The following is a 21,088-nucleotide window of genomic DNA, read 5'->3' on the forward strand; positions in this document are numbered from 1 at the left end:
AAAACAAAGGCGGTTAGTAACAAATTTAGATAAAGTGAACTATTACAACCAATCTAAGACAAAAGTAGAATGTAGCCTTGTCAAGTGATTATCAGAAACTTTAAAATCCCACTAAGTTGTTCATAACCGTGCCATACCATACAAATTGCATAACTAGTTCAGATATTTCTTGCGAAACTGGAGGGGAGATATTCCAACACTTCGCTTGAAACAGGTAGAAAAGTAAGGGGAATATTGAAAGCCCACTTCTGCCGCTATACGATCAATCGACCATTCCGTGGAGACTAGAAGCTGCTTGGCCCACTCAATCCTGAATTGTAGTGAGTATTGAACCGGTGTAACACCATATTTCATTTTCATACAGCGAACGATGTAGCTAGGGTGGAAGTGTAGTGCCGACGAGAGTGTTTCATTGGTGATCTCTTCTTGGTAGTGTTGCTGGATAAAAACAGCTACTTTCTCGGCAAGCCGTGAAGCAGGTGTTTTGGCCATATCGGAGATGCCATTCTCGAGTATAGCCAGAAAGCGGAACAGGAGTTGCTGCTTCTCCCAGAAGGAATCACCTACCGGCAGTTCCAGAAGCTGTTGCATTAGATCAAATGCGAGCTGGGGACTTAGCACCGTGGATTTCTTAGGTATTCGTATGGATTTTGGCTTATCGAATGGCGATAAAGGACTTACCACTTCCGATTCTTCTATTAAGGGACTCTGATGCCAGTCCACATGCTCAAAATGAACCCAGTAAAACGTTGTTTCCTGTTCGCAGGGCCTGAATGAATAATGCTCACCTTCCGGCAGTAATAATAGTGCATCACCTATGCCGAGTGTCCATTCCGTCCCGTTCTCACCGATATGTAATTCCCCATCAACCACGAGCAGTACATCAAACAGGCCGAAGTTTCTTCGATTAGGATGACGGTCGCCTACACGAAACGTTGAACGACCCGATTCCCAGTAATATGGAAGAGGTGGGGTTTGTAACGCAACAATTAATTCTTCCTTCAATGAATTAACCTCATTTTTTAGTGTCATTTTGTATAGAAAAAAGCTCATTCCATTCCTATTCTCACTTTAAGAAAAAGCATATACTCGACTTTGGAAAGAGTCAAATTTTATACTTTTGAGGTGTGTATAATGGGACAGAATCAGATCCAAATTCAAGACCAATTTTGGAATACATATTCCGATCTTGTACGAGAAACGGTTATTCCCTATCAATGGGAAGCTCTGAACGATAGGGTAGAGGACGCTGAACCTAGTCATGCTATTCGAAATTTCCGTATTGCTGCTGGCTTGGAGCAAGGAGAGTTTGGCGGATGGGTATTTCAGGACAGTGATCTCTACAAGTGGTTGGAGGCCGTTGCTTATTCGCTCCGTCATCATCCAGATCAGAGGCTAGAGCAGATCGCCGATGAATCTATCGAATTGATCGGCCAAGCCCAACATAACGATGGTTATCTGAATACCTACTTCACGATCCAAGAACCTGGAAAGCAATGGACCAATCTTTACGAAGCTCATGAGCTGTATTGTGCAGGTCATTTAATTGAAGCAGCGGTTGCTTATTATCAGGCGACAGGCAAGCGTAAATTGCTAGATATCTCTTGCCGATTCGCTGATCTGATTGATCGTATGTTCGGAACCAAACCAGGACAGATAAGGGCTTACTGCGGTCATCAGGAGATTGAATTGGCTCTGGTTAAGCTACACGGGATTACGGGAGAAGAGCGTTATTTGAACCTTAGCCGATACTTCATAGATGAACGGGGAAAGCAGCCCAATTATTTTATCGAAGAATGGGAAAGCGGAAGACGAACAAACATCTGGTCCCAGGGAACGCCTAATCTTGAGGTCTATCAATCTCATCTTCCTGTTCGTGAGCAGAAGGTAGCTGTTGGGCACTCCGTTCGGGCAGTTTACATGTACACGGCGATGGCTGATCTTGCGCGACTAACAGGTGACGAAGAGCTGAAGGAGGCCTGTGAAAGACTCTGGTCGAACACAACAGGCAAACAAATGTATATTACCGGAGGTATTGGTTCGACACATCTCGGGGAAGCCTTTACGTTTGACTACGATCTTCCGAATGATTCCGTTTATGCCGAGACCTGCGCCTCGATTGGCTTGATTTTCTGGGCACGTCGCATGCTTCAATTGGAAGTTAAGAGCGAATATGCGGATGTGTTGGAGAGAGCACTGTACAACAATGTGCTGGGCAGCATGTCTAAGGATGGGAAACACTTCTTCTATGTCAACCCACTTGAGGTATGGCCAGAAGCAAGTCTCAAAAATCCAGATAAACATCACGTAAAGCCCGTCCGACAAAAATGGTTCGGTTGCTCCTGTTGTCCTCCAAATGTTGCACGGTTGCTAGGTTCGTTAGACGATTATATTTACGACGTGTCTGAGGATGGCAAAACGATCTATACCCATTTGTATATAGGAAGTAAAGCCTCGTTCGAGCTTACCGACACCACAATAACTTTGCATCAACGCTCTGAGTTACCGTGGAACGGTCATGTTGAATTCTCGGTTCAGCTTCCCAAGGACAGCGAATGTGCGGAGTTCGAGCTTGCGCTGCGTATACCGGATTGGTTTCAGAACGGACAGCCCACTTTGAAAGTGAATGGTGAACGGCAAGATATTTATGTTGAGAAGGGTTATGCGAAAATAAAACGCAGCTGGTCTGATGGAAATACTGTGGAGTGGCTGCTTCCGATCGAGCCGAAGTTAGTTGCTGCGCACCCTTCAATTCGGGCAAATGCAGGCAAGGTGGCTATTCAACGCGGCCCGCTCGTTTATTGCGTCGAAGAAGCAGACAACGAAGCACCGCTCACTTCACTCGCGTTGGCTGCGGAGCCGCAGTTAACAGCGTATGCTGATCCAGATTTGCTAGGTGGTTGTGTCGTGGTAGAAGGGGACGGTCTCGTGACTGACGACAGCGATTTATGGTCAGATGAGAAGCCGTACCGTTCTTATATTAAGCAAAAAAAGGAAGTACGTTTTAAGGCCATTCCCTATTATCTGTGGGGCAATCGCCTTGCTGGTGAAATGAGCGTGTGGCTGCGTTATTAAAGAGAAAGTACGGACAATTGAATCTTTCTTAGCGTTCTATTCGCAAACGAGTATAATAGAAAAAAACGAAGGCGGTTAATCCACCTTCGTTTTTTTCTGTTTCATGACACTGCCTAACGATTAACCGTTTTTGTGTGCTGCCAAAAATGGTTTGATACGCATTGGATTTTGACCTGTGAGTTCTTTCAAATCCTGAGTTACCAGCTCATATTCTCCTTTAGCTGAAGCCGCATCATAAGAAGCGAGAGCTTCAACTTAGCTCTCCAATATGTTTGATGAAACGCTCGAACGAATTAAATTCGCTCGATTTTTACGTTTACGAATGATGCCCTCCAGCAGAGGTTTTTCAAATATGAATGGATCATGTATAGTTTCCAACAAAAAACAGCTCCCATATAATTAATTATTATAAATGTAATATTCCCTTGGCTTTAACATTTAACAAAATGATACAACACCCCTCCTGACAACAGCATGTCAGTAGCATTTCACTCGATTATCTTAATTAAATCCAGGGTGGAGCAGAGGGGAGGATTATTAGCATATTAATCCATACGAAATGAGAAATCTTCCGAGGCAGATACAACTATAAAACCACATTTATCCATATGTATAACTATCTATTCGGTGACGAAATGAGAACCTCTTCTTAATTAGTAGACACAACTAATAAGAAGAGGGAATTTTGAGCGGTTATCATTTTCGTTCAACTAACTTTAGTTGCTGTTTACTTTTTTTCGTATTCTCAGACTAAGCAATGCTCCTATAGCAGCAATACAGGCAGCCAGCACAAAGGTATCTCCAAATGCTCCAATACTAAACAATTCCACTTGGTTGTTATCTGAATCATATACGCTAGATCGATACGTTAGGAAGCTCGTTAATCCTGCAATAGCAAAAGAAATCACAATGCTGGATGCTGCAGAAGTTAAGGGTGTGACTCTGCTAATGAGTGAAGACGGTGCAGATTGAAGGATAAAAGTATTCAGGGACATCATGCATAATCCCATGCCCATCCCTAATAGTGCTATGGAGAAAACAACGAATGGTAACGAAGAGTCCATGTTCAGGTTTGATAAGATAAGCAATGCGGTGGCGATAATAGACAGTCCCGAAAAAGCTAAAGGACGAATTCCTAAATAATCATACATTTTTCCACCGATGGGCATGAGGACTCCTGAAGTAATAGCCATCACACTCATAATTAACCCTGTTGTGAGAGGGCCATATCCTTTGAATAATTGTAAATATTGCGGAATAAAAACTAATGAGCCGTTCAGAGCCATGTATTGTATCCAGCTCACCGTAATTCCTTTCCTAAAGTCAGCAGAAGAAAATGCACGCAGTTCCAATAGGGGATGCTTATGTTTTAGCTCGTTGATAATAAAGAGGGTCAGTACTATTCCTCCACCAATCAAAGCAGTTAATCCCATAGTATTCATTCGCAGACCATCACTAATATGGGTAATGCCATAGGTGATACTAACAAATGACAAGGGGCCTAATATCATACCTGGAATATCCAAAGCCAGGGTTTCTTTTTTTTCTGTGACGGGTAAAAATTTAATTCCTAACACGAGAGCAAGTATCCCGATTGGAACATTAATAAGGAAAATCCAATGCCACGTTACAAATTCAACCAGCCATCCCGATATAACCGGACCACTAGCGGGAGCTAATAACATAGGAATACCGAGCAAACCCATAACCTGCCCTTTTTTTCCCTCCGGAGCGATTCGAAATACCATGGCCATCCCGATGGGCTGCACCATTCCTCCTGCCAAACCCTGAATGACTCTAAACGCAATCAATTGTTCTGCCGTCTGAGCAAACGAGCAAAGTAGTGAGCTGAGAGAAAATAAAACAACGGTGATCAAAAAGGCTTTTGAAGCGCCCAGCCGATCCGAGATCCAGCCAGCGAGCGGGATCGTTGCTGACATAGCTAACATATAACCCGTTATTGTCCATTGTAATGTTGCAAACGTGGTCTCTAAGTCATGCGTTAATTTGGGAATCGCTACATTCATGGCTGTACTGTCCAGCATAACCATCATCATACCTAGAACAATAGCTATCAATGGACGAATCAATGCCCCTAATCTAATTTCTGAATCCAAACTCAACGTATCTTTACTCATCATTTTTCTCCATTCCCGCATGGTGTTGATCTTCATAATTGATTATTGATCACGTCGATCATTATAATAAAAGAAGGTAGCAACTCAATGATCATTCATTCACCCTGTGTTCATTAATCAACATAAACCGGGGAGATGATCAGTAAATGACAGAGGAATTTTTGAAAGGGAAATGAATATATGGATATAAACGAGGATAAACGTATTATTCGGACGAAACAGATTCTTAGATCCGTTTTTATAGAACTCGCCACGGAAAAGGGATTAGCGAATGTAACCGTAAAAGAGTTGACGGAGCGAGCAGGGCTAAATCGGGGAACGTTCTATCTACATTACAAGGACATCTATGATTTTTGTGAACAATATACTAACGATATCTTACATGGCTATAAAAAAGTCATCATGAAACTCAGTTTTCTACGCAACACGCAAAAACCCTTTATTGAACCTCCTTATGCTTATATCAAACCCTTTGATTACGTGATTGAGAATAAAGAATTTTTCAAGTTCTTTATGGGACCACATGGCGATCCTGCTTTTGCGGTAAAATTAAGGGAACTGCTGAGAAAGCAGCTGCATCAGTCATTTCAGGCGAGACACGGTCAGTTCGTTGAAATTCCGACAAAACAACAATACGTATTTTCCTATATCTCTTCTGCCTATGTCGGCACTCTGGAATTTTGGATATCGCAAGGAATGGATTTATCATCTAAAAATATTGCTGTTCTTTTCTCTGAAATATCACAATTAGGTTCGTCCAGTTTGGCGTGATCTGCTTCAAGAACCGTGTTGGATGTAACTGAACAAACAAAACGATTTAAGCTGCGACCATTTCTCGGTATTCTACTGGGGAACGGTCGTTTTATTTATTTTGAGTCAATCGATGATAACTATGTAAAGGTCATGAATGCATGAATTGTAGAATATTGGTCATTCTACTTGAAAACAGTATGTGATGTAAGGAGATCTGATCAGGTGATGTGGAAACAAATACTGGATCATATACCTGACTGGAATGCCTGGGCGGGCACCGTGTGCCTAACGTTAGTACCTTTTCTCATTATGGGCCTGTTTCGCCAGATCAAGCTTATGGATGCGCGGCTGGGCCAACGAAAGCAGAGAATGGAGAGTCCTCCCGCTGCAGAAGAACAGTCGGGTGACCCTAGTCCTGTTCCAACGGTCACAGATGATAAAGCTTTGTTATATACAGATGAACTTGTGACCAACATGAATCGCTTCAAACAGGTTGCGCTGGATATGGATGATATTAATGAACGAACATTTTACCTAAGTAACCTGGATTGTCGTGCTGTCTTGTATTTTGTCGATGGTTTAACCGATAAGATGGCGCTGGATCATAACGTGCTGAAACCAATGTTGGAGTGGGGAAACACGCCACTTGAGCACGGGAAGTTCACTCCCGAACAGCTGGTACATTTACTGGATCAGCAGCTGTTACTCGTATCTGAAACAGAATTTGTGAAGGAGGTCACTCCGAGCTTGCGCAAGGTACTATTTGGCTCCGTAATCCTTTTGCTGGATGGAGTTCAAGGGGCGCTAATTCTGGGAACGCCAAAGGGGAAATCAAGATCGATCGAGGAGCCAGTATCGGAATCGGTTCTTCGGGGGCCAAGGATTGGCTTCACGGAAGTGCTGAGTGACAATACAGCCATGCTGCGCAGACATGGGGAAACCAATGAACTTGCAATGGTCTCCTGCAAAGTGGGAAGCAGAGTCGAGAAGCAACTGATGATCGTCTATTTTCGGGATATTGCTAATCATGAACTGGTCGACGAAGTCAAACGGCGTGTGCGCGCAATTGATGTAGATGAAGTACTGGAGTCTGGTTATGTGGAGCAGTTAATTGAAGATAATTTCCTTAGCCCATTTGCTCAGATTCAAAATACGGAACGACCAGACAGGGTCATGGGGGCCTTGTTGGAAGGAAGGGTTGCCATCCTGCTGGACGGGTCACCGTACGCCCTGTTAATGCCGGTTACCTATGCCATGATGCTGCAATCACCCGAAGATTATTATGAACGCTGGATTCCCAGTTCGTTTATTCGATTTTTACGCTTTGTAGCGACCCTGATTTCGCTATTTGCCCCAGCCATATACATTTCGTTTATCTCGTTTCATCCTGGACTCATTCCTACCAACTTGGTGATCTCAATCATCGGAACGAGGCAGGGTGTGCCTTTTTCCACGTTAATTGAAGCACTTATTATGGAACTTGCGATTGAGATTTTGCGGGAGGCGGGATTACGTTTGCCGAAGCCTATCGGCCCAGCCATGGGGATCGTTGGTGGTCTCATCGTTGGACAAGCTGCGGTGGATGCCGGCATTGTAAGTCCTATCCTGGTCATTGTTGTTGCGGTGACGGCGATATCTTCTTTTGCCACACCTATGTACAGTGCCGGTATTGCGATGCGGTTATTACGCTTTCCCATCATGTTCACCGCCGCGATGTTCGGATTATATGGTGTGATCATGGCTTTTTTGTTCTTGGTCATCCATATGTTCAAATTAAAAAGTTTTGGCATTCCCTATGTAGGAATGGCTGCCCCGCCTTCCATTAAGGAATGGAAAGATTACTTGATTCGTGCTCCGCTACAGTTCATGCGGCAAAGGCCTGGGCTGTTACAGACCAAAGACCGGAAACGCAAGAGTTAACACGTAACACTTACAACAAGGAGGAACCATAATGGCATCTGGGCTGAATGATTCAGGCAAGCTTACAACATTACAGGGCGTAAGTCTGATCATTAGTTTTATTGTTGGTGTGGAGCTCTTTACGTTACCCAGAGAAGTCGTACATGCTGTTAAAAGCGCAGATGCCTGGTTGTCCGTCATTCTCGGAGGATGTGTAACGTTGGTTCTGGCGTGGATGATGATACGGCTAGCCCGAAAATTTCCAGGGATGAACTTCTATGAATTTGTGCAACAGATTGTAGGTACATGGATTGGCAAGATGATTGGTTTGGTCGTGATAGTCTATTACATTCATTTGGGAAGTTATGAAATGCGGGCGATGGAGGAAGTTACATCGTTTTTCCTACTTGAAGGTACACCATGGTGGGCCATTCAGGCCCTATTTGTCTGGATCTCCTTGTACTTATGCATGGAGGGCACGGATGTGATCGCAAAAGTATGCCAGATCATTGTTCCGATCACGATCGTAATCTATCTCCTTATTTTATTACTTGGGGTGAAAAACTTTGACGTTAGCACCTTGCGTCCTTTTTTATCCAAAGGCATGTCTCCCGTCTTTCATGGCATGAGTACCACTACCTTGGCATTTAGCGGGAGCGAAATCATGTTATTTATATTAGCCAAAATGGAAAAACCCGAAAAAGCAGTTCGAATTATGGGATGGGGAGTTGGCGTAGCTATCGTGCTCTATACAACCGCTACTATTCTGTGCATCGGTGCATTCACTGCGGAGGGGGTTATGACTCGTGTATGGCCTTTTTTCGATCTCACACGCAGTGTTGAAGTAGATAATTTACCGTTGGAACGGTTCGAATCCTTACTCTTGTCAATCTGGGTACTAGAGATTTTCGCGACATTTAATATCGCTTTTTATTGTGCGGCATTGGGATTATCCCATGTGACAAAGCTTTCTTATGCACGAAGTCTCTGTATTCTACTGCCCATCATGCTGATCGTATCTCGCGTCCCTCGGGATATCAACGAACTATTCCAATTGGGGAGATATATTGGTAAAGCCAACCTCATTCTATTCTCCGGTTTGTCTCTGATCCTGCTACTCATTTCGCGCTGGAGGTCAAAGTCGACATGATCTATTCCCGAAATGTTGCTCTGTTTATATTGGTCGCAGTAGCAAGTATGTTAATGACCGGATGTTGGAGCAGCTCACCTATTGAAAAGCGGTATCTGGAGGCAGGTATTGCCTACGATAAGGTACAACCTGAAGAAAGAATTGCTTCTGAGCGCGTAGATTACCCTCAAAAACAGAAGATTCGGCGAACCGTGCAATATATTTTGCCTGAAGCAGGAGCTAAATCCAACAACTCTCCAGGGAAAAAGTTTTATAACAAAGAGGAGATCGGGGACTCCATTATGGAGATGACAAGGGAGACGTATCTTACGAACCGTTCACCTGCCGGTTTCCATCTAAAGACAATTGTGATCAGTTCCAAGCTACTGCAAGAGATTCCGATGCATGAGTTACTTGATTTTTATCTAGCAGATAATGATATTCGACTTAGTCTCCAGGTATATACAACGACAGGAACAGCTAGTGACGTCCTTAAGGAAAATGCCTCCGGAGAGATTCCTGCTTTCCTGCTCAAAGAGCTGTCTGCCAACCGCAAACGAATCTCCCGCCTCATCAAACCCGTTACACTTGCGAACCTGATCGGACCACTAAAATCGGAATCCAGCTATCTTCTGCCAAATGTCAGTGTGGAACAAAGTGCCTTAAAGATCAAAGGTGCGGGGGTGATGAAAGGCAACACTCAAAAGTACGGTGGCTATTTAAATGAATCCTATGTGGAAGGTTTGCAATGGATAAAAGGTGATATTTCAGGGGGCATATACAAGATCAAAGAACCTGAGTTACAGCAGCAATTCGTATATGAGATCAAATCCGTCAAGAGCAAAATCAAGGCAACCGTGCACGGGGATGATATCTCATTTCACGTTGACATGAAGTCGGAAGGGCGCCTCTCTGAAGTCTTTGCATCCGACGTTAAGAAGATGAATAATCGGACGCTCGAACAGCATTCCGAAATCGTGGAAGGTGAGATTAAAACGCTCGTAGAGAACACCATGGACAAGCTAAAAAAAATGCATGTTGAGGTGGCTGACCTGGGTAAAGCGCTGCGCATTCAGCATCCGGCCGTATGGGAAAAGGTCAAAGGAAATTGGGATGACACATTCACCACAATTCCAGTGACCTTCAGTGTGAAGCTGCATATCGATGATTATGGAGCCTCTACCATGAGTATGGATTAAGTTGGAGGCCTATTGACACAAGATCTGCTTGGCCTCCTTTATTCTGATTTGATTGATGAATGGGTACTGGCTAAGGATTTTTGCATAAATATCACTTTTTTGAAACCTGCTTTGGCAGTAAATGGGCCGGATTTCAGTTCTTTTTGGAGCATATAACCGAACCGCTCATATAATTTTTGTGCTGAAGGATTCGTATCCACGACCTCTAGATTGATTTTAGGAATTTGCTTATTGATCGCAACTTGTTCCAACGTACTTAATAACAATTTACCAATTCCACGACCACGAGCTTTTTCAGATACGGCAATAGGGTCGATGTGCAATACATGTTCGTGATACAAATGAAATTTTAAATAAAACGTATAAAATAAAAATCGCCAAGTCGCTACAAATGGGGAGTACACGTTCCGAAAAGCTGCATAATTGGCAGGTGTGAACGCTTTTTTTCCTATATTGTAACCGAGAAATCCGACCACTTCTCCATTTCTTAATGCGTAAATACCTTGTTCAAATTGAATAGACTGAGATAATAGTTGTACTGTTTGTTTTTTCGTTTTTGCATAAAACCACAGATGTGTTACTTTCAATGGAAAAGCTTCGTAAAATAAATGAGCAACTTGTTCTTGTTGTTGTGCATTAAGCTGCTGTGTGATTTGAATTTGGTCCATGGATATCTCCCCAATCCTTCATTTAAGAGTTAGTTGATGTTCTATCATCATTTTCCTAAAATGCAGTAACGTGAACAATTCACATTTCTTTGGGTTGTAGGTACATTTCTTAGATTTCTTCGTATGTTGCTCGAATGTTGCTTGGGATTCGTTGAATTGGAGTGAAAGGAGGAGCTCACAAGATGAGTAGTACGGGTTATTTCACCGCCAGTTCTCCCATGAATGTAGAGTTTCTAAACGTAAAAGATGAACCCTTCCGATGGCATAATTCCATTGAAGTGGTAATTGTGTTGGAAGGTAGCATTCATATTGCCATTGCAGATGAGCAAAGAACATTAGGTGCTGATGCAATAGAAATTTTCAACATCAATCAAGTTCACCGTCTATGGCAGACCGATGAAAACAATGTCGTCCTCCAAATAAATATCGATGCTGAATTTGCAAAAGCTTATTTTCCGGATTTATCATATGTCTGGTTTGCGCATGAATTTAGCCCTGGGGCAAATCTAGGGATAGAACGAGTAGAAGGAATTATTGATGCCATATGCACGTTAATAACTCCGATTGTAGCTACGCGTGAGATGCCATTTTTAACGTTAAAGAATACAGTCGAACAATTGTTGGACCTGCTCATTATGAATTTTGATGCGAAAAGAATGTTTGGAGGGAACCCGACCAAGCTGCAACGAATAGGAAGAATATATGATTACTTATTCAATAACAGGGGCTTTATTAACAAGGCATCTTTGAATGAGATCGCCAAACATACTGAGGAATATTTAAATTTGGATTATTTGTCATCACAATTCAAGTTACTAATAGGAGACACGCTGCAAAACTTACTTCATTACTTGCGTATTGAGCATGCAATCAAACAATTATTGACGACTGATCGGAGCCTGGTAGAAATATCAACAGAGAGTGGTTTTTCTTCGCCTAGATATTTTTATCAACGATTTAATAAGATTTTCCCTGAAGGACCGAAAGTATTTCGTGAACAACATAAAAAGAAACAGAAGATGAAAGAACACTGTAGGGAAATCATCGATCCGGCATTCGTTCTTGCAAGGCATCATGTATTATTTAAAATTCCGGATACTATAGACAGCGCACTAAATAAATGGATTCACATCGATATATTTGGACCTCATGAACAAAATTCAACTTCTCCATATCTGATTAAGGTATCTGAATTGGTAAAAGGTGATTCACATGCGTATTTTAAAATGATCCTTCAGGTAAATAACTTATGCCCCAACAACGTTTTTGGATTGGAAGAAACTTTGGATACAGCAAACCGTGAGGATATTCAAGTTTTGACATGGTTAATCAACCAATTCAGGGAAAACGGTATTTCTCCTGTATTTCTTGTTAGAACGAGTAGTAACGCTATTTCAGAACAGATAACCACCATACAAGGACTACTTCAAAACTATATTCTCACTTATGGCGCAGAACATATGAAGGGATGGAGAATTGAACTTCAATAATAGAAGGAACAAGAGAACAACCACACTCATGATGTTGATAAAAAAGTTGCGAAGCTTTGCTGCTTTGGATATGATTATCTAATGTGCAATCAAGGATAACACTTATGTAATCAATTGATGATAAAGATAGTGAGGTAGAAAAAATGATCGCAAGAACAGAAGAAGATTTTAATGGTTTGAAGGAAATAGGCAAAATTGTGGCTTCAATTCGAGATGAATTGGTTCAAAAAACCATTCCGGGCATAACGACTAAAGAACTTGATGATCTGGCCGGAGAGCTTTTTGAGAAAGCTGGCGCAGTCTCTGCTCCAAAAAGTGAATATAATTTCCCAGGGTTCACTTGTATTAGTGTTAATGAAGAGGTGGCACATGGTATTCCCGGAGAGCGGGTTATTCAAGAAGGGGACATCGTCAATATTGATGTGTCTGGCTCCAAGAATAGTTATTTTGCAGATACGGGAATCTCGTTTGTCGTTGGCGAAGGCGAAGAAGTGTTAACGAAAATATGCGATGTTGTTAAACAAGCATTTGAAGCAGGTCTTAAAAAAGCAAAACCAGGTTCCAAAAAAAGCGGGATCGGAAAAGCCGTATTCCAAACTGCCAGACAGCATGAATTAACGGTTATCAAAAACCTAACAGGACACGGTGTTGGACGTGCGATACACGAAGCACCTGACCACATCTATAACTATAATGATCCATCGGATGATGAATTGTTAAAAGAAGGCATGGTTATCGCATTCGAGCCATTTGTCTCCACTTCAGAAGAAGAAGTATTCCAAACAGGAGACGGCTGGACCTTTGCTACTAAAAACAGCTATGTAGCTCAAATCGAACATACAATAATCCTTTCTAAAAATGGTCCAATTATTGTTACCCTTTAAAATGTTCCAATTAAAAGTCGCTAATTTAGCGGCTTTTCTTGTTTTATTGGTACGTTATAACAGATCGTATTATAAACCCTTGCATATTAATTTATGTTGAAATTATGGAAGGATTTAACGTATATTAAGGACTGATCTTTACGTTATATACAGAGGTGATTGATTGAGTACATCAAAAAAGCGCGTCCAATTAATAGATGGACTGCGCGGATTCAGTCTGGCCGGCATTGTGCTGGCGAATATGCTGGCTTTCCAATACGGAATGTTCGGCCAGAGTAAACCCCAACTGTTCGGGATCGCCGGTGCAGACCAGGCCTTTCTCTCGTTCCTGCTTATTACTGTAGTGGGCAGTTTTATGCCGATTTTTGCATTTATGTTCGGCTTTGGCATGATTAAGCTATCGGAAAGCCTAAAATCACGAGATTTACGACCCAAGTGTCATCTGGCTCGACGCTTTCTACTGCTGTTTGGTATCGGATTGCTGCACATCATCTATCTGTGGGAAGGGGACATCCTGACGTTCTATGGCGTACTCGGTTTCTTCCTGCTGATGTTTCTTAATCGGAAGCCCAAAACACTGCTCATTTGGGCGTTAATACTACTCGCCGGAGCGGGGTTGCTAGGTCTACCGGCATCCAATCCGACGAACCCGCTGGCTATTGAGTCCACGCATATGGAGAACTACATCATTCAAAGTCAGGATGTATACGGCAGCGGCACCTACGCGGAGATCAGGGATTTCAGCAATAACGGCGATCCATTCGGTGGGGATTTAGAGGTGTCATACGCCCTCATAGCCTTGGTGCTGGCCCCACTTATGACGATACCGATGTTCCTACTCGGTATGCATGCTGCAAGAATTGGTACGTTTAACGATCCGCAAGCGATGCGCCGTATATATCTTCGCCGGGCATCGTTATTGATTCCAGTTGGTTTGATACTCAAAGCATACGGTGTATTGGCGCCACAATTGGGTGCGGAAGGATCGCCAGGAATCGGAATCGGGGGAACGCTTGGAGGAACATTGCTTGCACTCGGATACATTTACGCTTTTGCGCTGTTGTATACGGGAAGTCGTCGTTCCAGCCTGATAGGCAGGTTCGAGGCGGTTGGCCGTCTCTCGCTGACGAATTACCTGATGCAGAGCGTAATCTGTACGACCATCTTTTATGGATATGGCATGAGACTGTTTGGTCGTGCTGGCGTGTTCATCGGAGCGATTATTGCACTTGCTGTCTACGGCATTCAATTGTGGCTCAGCCCATTATACCTTAAGAAATTCAGCAATGGACCGGTCGAGTATGTTCTACGAATTTGGACATACCTGTCTTGGAAGGGTCAGCCCAGAAAGAAGAAAAGATCGAACACAAATTTGCATGAAAACGCGCCTGGTGTGAACTGAGATTAAAGCGTTACTGTAAAACGTCAAAAGAAGCCCGTTCTGATAAAGAAAGGGCTTCTTAATCGTATTGATTACTTTCCTAAACTTAAAGATAGATACGTATTTCTACACTTATCTTCAACGTTAGTTAAGAGTAGATTGTTTGTATTAGCTTGGAGAATTACCAAAATTAATTTTGTGTGCTTATATTACCTTTATTTGTTATACTCACTGAAGAAATAAGAAATCCCCCTAATGTTTCCTAATATAATTAGTAATTATTTATAGATTCAACATATCAACACGAATACATAAGCTAACTATCATAGTGCAGGCAGCGTTAAGGTATACGAAATAAACGATGTAGCGTATATCTCCGACTGTTTCCACTCGGACTTGAAAGGATCGTTATTGTGCTAAAAATAATTAATTTTCTTCTTTTCTTGCTGATCATTTGGGTAGTAATTCTGTATCCTTTTCGTTTAGCTTGGTTTGAAGGCTTAAAGCAGATTCCTGCAGATCTTCATGGTATTTATTTACTTTTCTTGTTCTTTGGATATCTGATCTGTTCATCTGGTATGGGACTTATCGTTGGCAAGATGTTTTTTAAACGGAAAGAACAGTAATTTCGGGTGAGTATCGATATATTTCGCAAAAAAACACAAAATTATATGAAGCCACGTACTAAAAGACTCTCTCAAGAAATAGAAGATTTGCACTCAGGGAAATATTTTTCATAGATTAATGTGCAGGAGATCAGGTTGAATTTTCACAGTGATAAGGGGGATTCTGCATGTCCGTTTCAATATCTATTGAAATCAGTTTATCAAAGCAAATCTCAAGAATGGATATTCTTCACAAACTAGAAGAATTTGGTTGGTCATATAACGATCAAGGAAAAGTAACTTTTCTACCTGTTGGGGATGAGGATGACTTTGATTGGCAGCACAAAGATATTCCTATAGACGAGTTACTAAAAATTCTAGCTATAAAGGATAATCAAGGAGAATTACTTGGAGTGGCTATGACTTGGAAGGATACACATGTAGGGGGCACTTTTTTAATTAAAGAGAACGGCACCATACTGATAAGCCCTGATATCAATCGAAAAGTCCTTGATGTAGAAAGTTATAATAAAGTTACTGATATAAATTGGTATACAACTAAACTAGTACCTATATTTGGTCCATTGTTTCAGTCGATTTCTTATGGAGAACATGTGTAATTTTTTATAAGATATTAAAATACTCCCTTGGAGCATACGGGAATAACCTCAACTAAGAAGGATTCCCCGCAGGGATTCATGTCTGATCTAAAGAGAAGAAGGAGCATCGAAATGCCCCTTCTTTTTTCAACTTTTTTTTAACTTATTCTAATGCTGTATTGCCATTACGTTGACTTTGTTTTTCTACATACTTTTCTTCAAGATCGTCGAAGTAATCGAGTTTTTGGGCTATTTTTTTAAAAGCTTTGTCTAATTTATGTTGCTCTTCCATTAATTTAGCTTTGTGTTCTAAAATAATCTCTTTCTTGCTTGAATAGTCCAATCTCCCTCTTGAGTAAGCTCAACGATCTTTCGCAAGTCTGCAATAGATATATTCGTAATCCGCAAACAAGTAATCAGATCCAACCAACTTAAGTCCCCTTCGTTAAAAACTCTTCTTCCACCTTGATCACGTTCAACGAACGGCAGTAATCCTTCTTGTTCATAATACCGTATCGTATGAGCTTCGATTTTAAATATCTTGCTGGGGAAGCGTTTTGCTTTTTAGATCCAGAGATTGCTTCATTGAAAGAAAATGCAACTCGTCTATGTAAAAAATTCAATGAAATTGATACTGTAAATATCCAAGAACAACAAGAAGTAATCCGAAGACTATTTGGTTCCTGTGGTACTAAAGTTTATATGCAGCCACCGTTCAATTGCGATGTGGGTAAAAATATTCATGTAGGGGAAGATTTTCTGACCAATTACAATGTTACAATTCTTGATGTCGATACAGTAACGATTGGGGATTATTGCATGATCGGCCCTAACACTACGATCTCTACGGTAAGTCATCCGATGACAGCCAAAGGAAGAAGAGAGAAGTTGTCCATCACGAAGCCTGTTAAGATTGGTAATGATGTTTGGATCGGAGCAAACTGTGTGATTCTACCAGGCGTAACGATAGGAAACAATGTAATTGTTGCTGCCGGCGCTGTTGTATCCAAAGATGTCCCTGATCATTGTGTTGTTGGGGGTGTACCTGCCAAAGTAATCAAAGAGCTTGAATCGTAGGTCATCACCAGTCGCGGGACAAGAACATAGTATCATTCAAGTCGCTATTCAAGCGGCTTTTTTTTATTTTATCCATGTAATTTCCTATCTAAGGTGGCGAGAACAAGAGCTTGTTCTAATTTCGATTAGATAATTATGCATATCCAATTCGTCACTTGTGCATTCAAATGGAGTTAAATCCTTGTTAAACTTTATTTCTGATAATGAGAATCATTATTAATTATCAAAGCATAAAGTTTTACCTCAGGTCTCTTAGGAGTAAATTATTGAAACGAAAGGTTGGTAGAAATGAATTCAAATCGACAATTATGTATTGGATTATCCTTAAATGCAACATGGAATAAAGGTGACGGGTGGCGGCACCCGGATAGCGGAGTGGAGCAGTCAGGAAGCATTGACTATTATATTCATTGGGCAAAAATAGCGGAGAAGTTCAAGCTCGATTTTCTTTTCAGAGCGGATTATCTGTATATTAGCCCGCAGATGTTAGGCGATTCCTCCAACTTTGGTAGCCCGGATCCTACACTGTTCTTTGCAGCAATCGCTCGTGAAACGAACCGGATCGGACTGGTTACGACCATCTCTACCACGTTCAATCCACCGTATGTTGTTGCCAGACAGCTTCAGTCTTTACACTGGCTAAGCAATGGACGTGCAGGCTGGAATATTGTCACTTCTATTGAAGGAGCCGATAATTTCGGCAATTCACCTATGCCATCACCGGAAGAGAGATATGCAAAGGCAATGGAGTTTACGGATGTGGTATGCAAGCTTTGGGAGAGTTTCCCGGATGAAGCCATTGTCATTGACCGCAAATCAGGCATGTTCTCAGATAAGAATAAAGTGACTGCCATTAATCATTCTGGTGAATTTTTCAATGTAAAAGGGCCGCTAACGTTACCTTCTCATTCATCCGGAAGCATTCCTTTGTTTCAAGCTGGTGCTTCAGATATCGGGCGGAATTTTTCCTCTTCCGTCGCGGATGCTATTTTTGCAGCAATGCCTGATCTTGAATCAGGAGTGGAATTACGAAATGATTTGCGAAGAAGAGCTTTAGAACATGGGCGCGATCCCAATGCCATCAAAGTTTTGCCGGGTCTGTATTTTTTCCTGGGCGATACGCACGAAGAAGCGCTTGAATTGCATAAGGCTGCACATTCACACTTAAGTCTTGAACGAAGACATGCCTCACTCCAATCGGTAATGGGTCTTGATTTAACAGGTTGTCCATTAGATCAACGGGTAACTGCTGCAATGCTTCCCGATCCTAATCAAGCTGTCCGCAGCCGTACACATGCAGAATTACTACGCCGCTTTATTACAAAATATCAGCCGACCGTGAAAGAAATCCTGGATCGACCGGAGGTTGTTGGATCAGCTCATTGGGTATCTGTGGGGACCGTCGAGACTGTAATGAATGATATTATCGAGCGGGTTGAGGCTGGTGCGATTGATGGATTCATAGCGTTGCCGGGCGGTTCAGAAAAATCGATGACAATATTCTTCGAACAGCTGATTCCAAAGTTGGTTGCACGAGGAATGTTCCGGAGCGAATACGAGGGAACTACTTTACGAGATCACCTAGGGATTTAATAGATCAATCATTAATGAAGCAGTGGTACAAAATAATTGATAACTTATCGGATGGGGAGCCATATGAACAGACTAATTGGATGGATTGCAACATTAATGATACTAACAGGAGTACTGGCCGGATGTTCCCAAACTTCCAGCACCGTTACGCCTGAAACCAGCAAGAGCGAGGGGGAGGCATGGCCAAGAACCATTCAGGATGCTAGCGAAAATGGAGTGGTGCTTGAGAAACGACCAGAGCGCATAGCGGTGCTTCATCCTTTATACTTAGATTACTTTTTTGCTTTGGATACACCTCCAATTGCATCAACTAGCGCGGCAGAAGCGATGAAGGAGTTTGCTACATTACAGCCTTACGCCGGATCTGCCGAGATTATTGACTTGGGTAGTGACTCAGCGAATCTGGAAAAGATTATGGAGGCTAACCCTGATGTAATCGTGACCTTTAAGGGTTCAGTGGATACCATATATGATGAGTTGAGCAAGATTGCACCTGTCGTCTTAATCGACTACACCGACACATGGGAAAAAACGACCAAGCTTTGTGCTCAGATTGTTGGTAAAGAGGAGCTTGCGGAACAATTGATTCAGGAAACCCAAGAAATGATCGCAACCACGAAAGAGCATTTAAGTACACTTGAGAATAAAACCTTTGCCTTGTTGCGGGTAGACGGAAAATCCAATTTTAATGCGCAAGGATCTAAAAACACGATGTACTACAATCAAAATGCAGGTTTTGGGTTGTTGGCACCAGAGGGATATCCTGAGGGAGGAGAATCCCTTACGTTAGAGGGGCTTTCCAGCATGAATCCTGATTATATTATTATCCAGCATCGTATTGACGTCGCAGAGGCAGCAGTCAAGGATAAGCAATCTTCAAAGGTATGGAACTCACTGGAAGCGGTCAAAAACAACCATGTGGTTATCTTTGATAATTCCCTGAATAGCGCAAGTATCCTGGCTGTCCGTTTGGCTTCAGAATATTTTGTGAAATTGGCTGAACAATAGATAGGGAATATGGACAGATTTATGTGAATACGTTACGTTTCTTCTTGTACCCGCAGCCAAAAGGCTTGCGGGTTTTCTTTTCTTTTTCTCCATGGATTTGTTATTTACAAATCTTACTTCATATATTATAGTCATTAGAGATAGATTATATCTTTAATTCAAATCCCAAATAAGGGATCCGAAAATGTTCTTACAAAATACGATTAGAAGAGGAGTATGAATATGAATCCAAAAGTACAAAGAAAAATTGAGCACTTGGAGAATATTGAGAGGTTCCCGGCAGAGGAGTTATTTGAGTTCATACAGCTTAATAAAGAGGACGAACTATTAGATCTTGGAGCTGGTACAGGTTATATAAGCTTTGCTTTTGCTAAATATGTAAAAAACGTAGTTGCATTCGATTACGATGAAGATATTTTAAAGTATCTTGAGGTAAAAGCTAAGGAGAAAGGCATAACCAATATTGAAACCACTGCCGCGAATTTTAAAGAAATGCCACTCGCGAACGAAAGATTCGAGAAAGCTGTTGCTTCCATATCGTTACACGAGGTTCAACCTCTTTCAATTGTACTGAATGAAATCCACAGAGTATTAAAAGACAAGGGGATCTTTTTGTGTATTGAATTAGAGAAGTCAGAGGTGCCTACTGTACCTACTGGACCAAGAGTTTCATCGAATGAAATGAAAGAGGAAATCATTAAGGCAGGTTTCTCGGTTATTGACACGATTCATTCACCGACGCAAGTTGCTAACCAACCCGTCTATATCATCATTGCACAGAAGAATAAATAAGTTCAATTTACAGAAGCCACTCCATTACTAATGAGTGGCTTCTTCTTTACATGCCAATGTAACTGATGTGGTCTAACTGCATCTACAGCTTTATTTATTGATCATATTCCTGCGGAACTACATACGTTTGAATTCTAACGAATCACGGAGACGTTATTTCATTAAGTTGGTCCATTTTTATAATGTTTAGGCGGTTTTATGATGGAATAACGATACATGCTGTATTCCTTAAGAATCCGCCATTTAGAGTACGATAGGTGATCCCTTTGGAAAAGGGATCTAGTTACTAGGTCACGAATATTAAATATGGGCCATAATTTGCTTGAGACACTTTGAGCTAAAGAGGAGGCAATCCATGTTTGATATTGAAAGAATAAAAGAGTTAATTCCTCACAGATATCCATTTCTTTTGGTTGATAAAATCTTGGAAATTGATGAGGGCAAGAAATCTGTCGGAATTAAAAATGTAACAATCAATGAGCCTTATTTTATTGGTCATTTTCCCGACCATCCGGTAATGCCTGGAGTCGCGATTATAGAAGCGCTAGCACAGGTCGGTGGTATCGTCATGTCTAAAGGAGAGATCATTAATCATGAAATAGGTTTATTAACTGGTATTGATAATTGTCGATTCAAACGGCAAGTAGTACCTGGAGACCAACTCCTTCTTACATTTCAGACAACTCGTATCAAGGGGCAGATTGTTAAAGGGAGAGGTTCCGCCACAGTAAACAATGAACTGGTTTGTGAAGCTGAAATAATGTTTGCATTCAGTTCAATTTAAGATTTAAGTTCACG

The 21,088-nt window shown here is 41.7% G+C and carries 19 protein-coding genes; 14 read left to right on the top strand and 5 right to left on the bottom strand.

Annotation, left to right across the window (positions count from 1 at the left end; all coding sequences use genetic code 11):
• Positions 1–153 precede the first annotated feature (153 nt).
• Positions 154–1,005, bottom strand: a complete 852-nt coding sequence (locus OM416_RS01635; RefSeq protein WP_264926375.1) for a helix-turn-helix domain-containing protein — start codon at positions 1,003–1,005, stop codon at positions 154–156.
• A 129-nt stretch (positions 1,006–1,134) separates the two neighbouring features.
• Between OM416_RS01635 and OM416_RS01640 the strand changes: the two genes are divergently transcribed.
• Positions 1,135–3,075 carry a glycoside hydrolase family 127 protein gene (locus OM416_RS01640; RefSeq protein ID WP_264926378.1) on the top strand — a complete coding sequence of 647 codons (1,941 nt, stop codon included), beginning with the start codon at positions 1,135–1,137 and terminating at the stop codon, positions 3,073–3,075.
• Between the two features lie 716 nt (positions 3,076–3,791).
• On the opposite strand, the gene OM416_RS01645 is transcribed toward OM416_RS01640, so the two are convergent.
• Positions 3,792–5,216, bottom strand: coding sequence for an MDR family MFS transporter (locus OM416_RS01645; RefSeq protein ID WP_264926380.1), 1,425 nt, complete (start codon positions 5,214–5,216; stop codon positions 3,792–3,794).
• Between the two features lie 177 nt (positions 5,217–5,393).
• Between OM416_RS01645 and OM416_RS01650 the strand changes: the two genes are divergently transcribed.
• From OM416_RS01650 to OM416_RS01665, 4 genes are all read left to right on the top strand, one after another.
• On the top strand, positions 5,394–5,984 hold the full coding sequence (locus OM416_RS01650; RefSeq protein ID WP_264926382.1) for a TetR/AcrR family transcriptional regulator: 591 nt from the start codon (positions 5,394–5,396) through the stop codon (positions 5,982–5,984).
• Between the two features lie 207 nt (positions 5,985–6,191).
• Complete coding sequence (locus tag OM416_RS01655) at positions 6,192–7,886, top strand: spore germination protein (protein ID WP_264928769.1); 1,695 nt, start codon at positions 6,192–6,194, stop codon at positions 7,884–7,886.
• A 31-nt stretch (positions 7,887–7,917) separates the two neighbouring features.
• On the top strand, positions 7,918–9,015 hold the full coding sequence (locus OM416_RS01660) for a GerAB/ArcD/ProY family transporter (RefSeq protein WP_169479335.1): 1,098 nt from the start codon (positions 7,918–7,920) through the stop codon (positions 9,013–9,015).
• The gene (locus OM416_RS01665) at positions 9,012–10,193 is read left to right on the top strand and encodes a Ger(x)C family spore germination protein (protein WP_264926386.1); all 1,182 of its coding nucleotides are present in this window, start codon (positions 9,012–9,014) and stop codon (positions 10,191–10,193) included. The genes OM416_RS01660 and OM416_RS01665 overlap by 4 nt, the downstream gene beginning before the upstream one ends.
• Before the next feature lie 38 nt (positions 10,194–10,231).
• Here the strand turns inward: OM416_RS01665 and OM416_RS01670 are convergent, their stop codons facing one another.
• Positions 10,232–10,861 carry a GNAT family N-acetyltransferase gene (locus tag OM416_RS01670; RefSeq protein ID WP_264926388.1) on the bottom strand — a complete coding sequence of 210 codons (630 nt, stop codon included), beginning with the start codon at positions 10,859–10,861 and terminating at the stop codon, positions 10,232–10,234.
• Positions 10,862–11,043: 182 nt separating this feature from the next.
• Here OM416_RS01670 and OM416_RS01675 point away from each other — a divergent pair, with 182 nt between their 5' ends.
• The 4 genes from OM416_RS01675 (at position 11,044) to OM416_RS01690 (ending at position 15,841) form a co-directional block, all read left to right on the top strand.
• Positions 11,044–12,351 carry a helix-turn-helix domain-containing protein gene (locus OM416_RS01675; RefSeq protein ID WP_264926390.1) on the top strand — a complete coding sequence of 436 codons (1,308 nt, stop codon included), beginning with the start codon at positions 11,044–11,046 and terminating at the stop codon, positions 12,349–12,351.
• 143 nt (positions 12,352–12,494) lie between these two features.
• Complete coding sequence (gene map, locus OM416_RS01680) at positions 12,495–13,235, top strand: type I methionyl aminopeptidase (protein WP_062836044.1); 741 nt, start codon at positions 12,495–12,497, stop codon at positions 13,233–13,235.
• A gap of 163 nt (positions 13,236–13,398) precedes the next feature.
• On the top strand, positions 13,399–14,637 hold the full coding sequence (locus tag OM416_RS01685) for a DUF418 domain-containing protein (protein ID WP_264926393.1): 1,239 nt from the start codon (positions 13,399–13,401) through the stop codon (positions 14,635–14,637).
• 772 nt (positions 14,638–15,409) lie between these two features.
• Positions 15,410–15,841, top strand: coding sequence for a hypothetical protein (locus OM416_RS01690; RefSeq protein ID WP_264926395.1), 432 nt, complete (start codon positions 15,410–15,412; stop codon positions 15,839–15,841).
• Between the two features lie 142 nt (positions 15,842–15,983).
• Here the strand turns inward: OM416_RS01690 and OM416_RS01695 are convergent, their stop codons facing one another.
• Together OM416_RS01695 and OM416_RS01700 are read right to left on the bottom strand one after the other, a co-directional pair.
• Positions 15,984–16,163, bottom strand: a complete 180-nt coding sequence (locus OM416_RS01695; RefSeq protein ID WP_264926397.1) for a hypothetical protein — start codon at positions 16,161–16,163, stop codon at positions 15,984–15,986.
• A complete protein-coding gene (locus OM416_RS01700) occupies positions 16,130–16,360 on the bottom strand; it encodes a MerR family transcriptional regulator (RefSeq protein ID WP_319951900.1) in 231 nt (76 codons plus the stop codon). Before OM416_RS01700 ends, OM416_RS01695 begins: the two co-directional genes overlap by 34 nt.
• Here OM416_RS01700 and OM416_RS01705 point away from each other — a divergent pair.
• From OM416_RS01705 to fabZ, 5 genes are all read left to right on the top strand, one after another.
• On the top strand, positions 16,319–16,897 hold the full coding sequence (locus OM416_RS01705) for a sugar O-acetyltransferase (protein ID WP_264926399.1): 579 nt from the start codon (positions 16,319–16,321) through the stop codon (positions 16,895–16,897). The genes OM416_RS01700 and OM416_RS01705 overlap by 42 nt on opposite strands.
• Before the next feature lie 288 nt (positions 16,898–17,185).
• Positions 17,186–18,490 carry an NtaA/DmoA family FMN-dependent monooxygenase gene (locus OM416_RS01710; protein ID WP_264926401.1) on the top strand — a complete coding sequence of 435 codons (1,305 nt, stop codon included), beginning with the start codon at positions 17,186–17,188 and terminating at the stop codon, positions 18,488–18,490.
• 63 nt (positions 18,491–18,553) lie between these two features.
• Entirely contained in the window at positions 18,554–19,498 is a 945-nt protein-coding gene (locus OM416_RS01715; RefSeq protein ID WP_264926403.1) for an ABC transporter substrate-binding protein, read from the top strand.
• 222 nt (positions 19,499–19,720) lie between these two features.
• Complete coding sequence (locus OM416_RS01720; RefSeq protein ID WP_264926405.1) at positions 19,721–20,290, top strand: class I SAM-dependent methyltransferase; 570 nt, start codon at positions 19,721–19,723, stop codon at positions 20,288–20,290.
• A 355-nt stretch (positions 20,291–20,645) separates the two neighbouring features.
• Positions 20,646–21,074 (top strand): 3-hydroxyacyl-ACP dehydratase FabZ, encoded by a 429-nt coding sequence (fabZ, locus tag OM416_RS01725; protein ID WP_264926406.1) that lies wholly within the window; start codon positions 20,646–20,648, stop codon positions 21,072–21,074.
• Positions 21,075–21,088 lie beyond the last annotated feature (14 nt).

This window comes from Paenibacillus sp. LS1, assembly GCF_026013365.1.
In the GTDB taxonomy this organism is placed as follows: Bacteria; Bacillota; Bacilli; order Paenibacillales; family Paenibacillaceae; genus Paenibacillus.

Excerpts from the sequence above, each read along its gene's own strand:
- OM416_RS01645 (WP_264926380.1), bottom strand. The coding sequence starts at position 5,216 with ATGATGAGTAAAGATACGTTGAGTTTGGATTCAGAAATTAGATTAGGG.
- OM416_RS01710 (WP_264926401.1), top strand. The coding sequence starts at position 17,186 with ATGAATTCAAATCGACAATTATGTATTGGATTATCCTTAAATGCAACA.
- OM416_RS01650 (WP_264926382.1), top strand. The coding sequence starts at position 5,394 with ATGGATATAAACGAGGATAAACGTATTATTCGGACGAAACAGATTCTT.
- OM416_RS01720 (WP_264926405.1), top strand. The coding sequence starts at position 19,721 with ATGAATCCAAAAGTACAAAGAAAAATTGAGCACTTGGAGAATATTGAG.
- OM416_RS01640 (WP_264926378.1), top strand. The coding sequence starts at position 1,135 with ATGGGACAGAATCAGATCCAAATTCAAGACCAATTTTGGAATACATAT.
- OM416_RS01715 (WP_264926403.1), top strand. The coding sequence starts at position 18,554 with ATGAACAGACTAATTGGATGGATTGCAACATTAATGATACTAACAGGA.
- map (WP_062836044.1), top strand. The coding sequence starts at position 12,495 with ATGATCGCAAGAACAGAAGAAGATTTTAATGGTTTGAAGGAAATAGGC.
- OM416_RS01660 (WP_169479335.1), top strand. The coding sequence starts at position 7,918 with ATGGCATCTGGGCTGAATGATTCAGGCAAGCTTACAACATTACAGGGC.
- OM416_RS01670 (WP_264926388.1), bottom strand. The coding sequence starts at position 10,861 with ATGGACCAAATTCAAATCACACAGCAGCTTAATGCACAACAACAAGAA.
- OM416_RS01690 (WP_264926395.1), top strand. The coding sequence starts at position 15,410 with ATGTCCGTTTCAATATCTATTGAAATCAGTTTATCAAAGCAAATCTCA.
- OM416_RS01675 (WP_264926390.1), top strand. The coding sequence starts at position 11,044 with ATGAGTAGTACGGGTTATTTCACCGCCAGTTCTCCCATGAATGTAGAG.
- fabZ (WP_264926406.1), top strand. The coding sequence starts at position 20,646 with ATGTTTGATATTGAAAGAATAAAAGAGTTAATTCCTCACAGATATCCA.
- OM416_RS01655 (WP_264928769.1), top strand. The coding sequence starts at position 6,192 with ATGTGGAAACAAATACTGGATCATATACCTGACTGGAATGCCTGGGCG.
- OM416_RS01665 (WP_264926386.1), top strand. The coding sequence starts at position 9,012 with ATGATCTATTCCCGAAATGTTGCTCTGTTTATATTGGTCGCAGTAGCA.